At 42.7% G+C, this 2,877-nt stretch carries 2 protein-coding genes; both read left to right on the forward strand.

Annotated elements, in window-relative coordinates; all coding sequences use genetic code 11:
- The first annotated feature begins 300 nt into the window (after positions 1 to 300).
- Positions 301 to 483: a hypothetical protein gene (locus tag LC605_RS32270; protein WP_229551442.1), complete on the forward strand. Its 183-nt coding sequence runs from the start codon at positions 301 to 303 to the stop codon at positions 481 to 483.
- A gap of 328 nt (positions 484 to 811) precedes the next feature.
- On the forward strand, positions 812 to 2,458 hold the full coding sequence (locus LC605_RS32275; protein ID WP_229551443.1) for a calcium-binding protein: 1,647 nt from the start codon (positions 812 to 814) through the stop codon (positions 2,456 to 2,458).
- Positions 2,459 to 2,877 lie beyond the last annotated feature (419 nt).

A 2,877-nucleotide genomic window follows, 5' to 3' on the forward strand; every position in this document is an offset into this window, starting at 1 on the left:
ACAGTTTTGACCTCTCTCCAAACCTCTCTCCTAAGAGGAGAGAGGCTTTGAATCTTACTCCCCAACGCTAGAAGGGAAGGGGCTGGGGGTTAGGTCTGTATTCCATGCAATTGAGAACCGCTATAAAAAGGGGGAAGAATCAAAGTCCCCCAATTTATCGGGGGATTTAGGGGAATCTAGAACGTTTTGCTACCGAGAAGAGGACTTTTCAAGCAACCTCTAAGACTTCACAGCTTTAATATTCTGTTTACACAGGCTCCCAAATTCACCACGTTTGCTCATAAAGCGTGGTGATATCTTTTGGGCGTTTTGCTGACTAGCAGCAAAATAGTGTTCAAGGGAGCTAATTTTCGCACAACACCAAACATCCCAACACTACCACGAGATGCCACAACTACCCTAGTTATTTTGCTAATTCACATTACCGGATTTTTGTCAATCTCAGATTTAGTCCAGTTAGATAATGATCTGAAATTGACCTAGATTGATTCAGGTTAAATCTAGTCTAATTAGGTTGATACAACGGTTTGTTCGCAGTAGTAGTGACACACTGTTAAGTACCGAAAAGTATTGGGCGAATAGAATTCGCTACTACACAAACGAAGTCCACCTCCGTGGACTAAGAAAAATTAAAGGTTTTTAACCCACGGAGGCGGTCACTGAGGTTGTCGAAGTGTGGGTTTTGTTTGTGTAGCCGCGACTTCCAGTCGCCAAGGCTAGTAATAAATTAAACTTTTCAAACATCCTCTAATCGAGTGTACCACTTGTCCACGATACAGAAAATTTTCTGAACAAAAACAAGGAGCAAAATATGTCAGAGATTTCTTTACCTACTGTTTTATTCGACTCTTCTGGATTTCGTTGGGATATCCAAAAAGATGGGAGGATTTTAGATGGCACTGATGATGCATATGATGGTGGACTCGATTTAAATGACTTCCCTTCGTTGAATACTGCTCAAACTGAGGATAACGGAAGAGAAGTAGTTATCAGGCCAGATTTGATTGGTCAAGTGCAAGTGCAGCGAAAAATATATGTGCCAGAAAACCAGTCTTGGGCTAGATTTATCGAAATTGTCACAAATACTAGTTCTGAAACGGTCAATTACACAGTTAGCCTCAATAGCTATCTCGGTTCCGATGATTATTTTGCTGGTACAGGCGATACTCCAGCTAGCACTGGTATAGACTTAGTTAGCACTTCTAGTGGTGATAATATCTTTAACACAGACGATAACTGGCTAGTTACTGATGATGTTGATTGGCTAGTTACTGATGATGTTGATGGTACAGACGACCCTACGCTAGTGCAGGTAATAGCAGGGGAAGATGGAAGTCTTAGACCTGATGCAGCATTATTCTTTTCACCCTTTTCTAATAACGTTAACTTTGCATACAATCTCACTTTAGCTCCTGGTGAAACCCAGATTGTTATGCATTTTGCTGCTCAGAATTCTGACCAAGCTACAGCACTGGCAAAAGCAGCAGACCTAGAATCGCTGGGGTTAAATGCATTGGCAGGGTTAAGTTCAGAAGAACTAAATCAGATAGTTAATTTTGATGTTCCTCTTTCACTCAGTTTGACAGGGAGTGAAAATGACGATGTGTTGACAGCTTCTAACGGCCGTGAAATCATTTTCGGTTTAGGTGGCAATGATGTCCTGGAAGGACTTGGCGGTAACAATCAAATCTTCGGTGGCAGTGGTGATGACCAAATTACTGGCGGCAATGGTCAGGATACAGTGGAAGGAGGAACTGGTGAAGATTTGATTTTTGGTGATGTTGGCAATGACAACATTGATGGTGGAGATGACAATGACATCATTGATAGTGGCGAAGGCATCGACTCCATTTCTGGTGGTGAAGGTAGCGATCGCATTTTTGGCCGCAATGGCAATGACACCATCAGTGGTGGGAATGGCAACGACATTATTGATGGTGGCGAAGGCATCGACTCCATTTCTGGTGGTGAAGGTAGCGATCGCATCTTTGGCCGCAATGGCAATGACATTATCAGTGGTGAAACAGGAGCAGACACTCTCATTGCTGGATTGGGGAACGATTCTCTTGATGGCGGTGAAGGTAGCGATCGCCTGATTGGAGTGGACAATGTAGTGGGATTTGGTACTGGTGAAGTTGACACTTTAACTGGTTCATCCGGTAGCGATACCTTCGTCCTTGGGGATAGTAGTTTTGTCTACTACGATGATGGTAAGTCTTGGACTACAGGTGAGTCTGACTATGCCCTAATTACTGATTTTGACTTCAATCAAGATTTTATTGAACTCAAAGGCTCAAGGGATTTCTATAGCTTAGACTTCTTTACTTCTGCTACAGGCACGACTGATGCTGCACTAATTTACGATCCTGGAGTAATACCCAGAGGTGAAGTGATTGGCGTTTTGCAAAATGTATCGCTCGATGTCAATATCTCTAGTAGTGCCTTTACCTTTGTTTAGATAAAATTCTCCAGGGTAAACAAGCTAAAAACAAGACGCGATTGCACCAAAGAACTTTTCAATAGGTTTTAGTTCTTTGGTGCGATCGCTTACAATACGGTTCGGTTAAGATCCCCCCGCCTGCGGCGACCCCCTTAAAAAGGGGGTAAAAGAGGGTTATGAGCAAGCCAATTTATCGGGGTCTTGGGGGGATCTTCAAAAGTCCTAAAAACGTTAACTTATAGCGGATCTCAATTGCATGGAATACAGACCTAACCCCCAGCCCCTTCCCTTCTAGCGTTGGGGAGTAAGATTCAAACCCACGTTCCGCACCCTGGGGTGTCACATAGTGTAATTACTAAGTTTTTGTGATTGTTGTAGTTGCAGATTATGCTCGTGCATCTTCATATTTAAGTTATTTTACTGGTTTTATGTATATT

The sequence above is a fragment of the Nostoc sp. CHAB 5836 genome, from assembly GCF_020829445.1.
Classification (GTDB): domain Bacteria; phylum Cyanobacteriota; class Cyanobacteriia; order Cyanobacteriales; family Nostocaceae; genus Nostoc.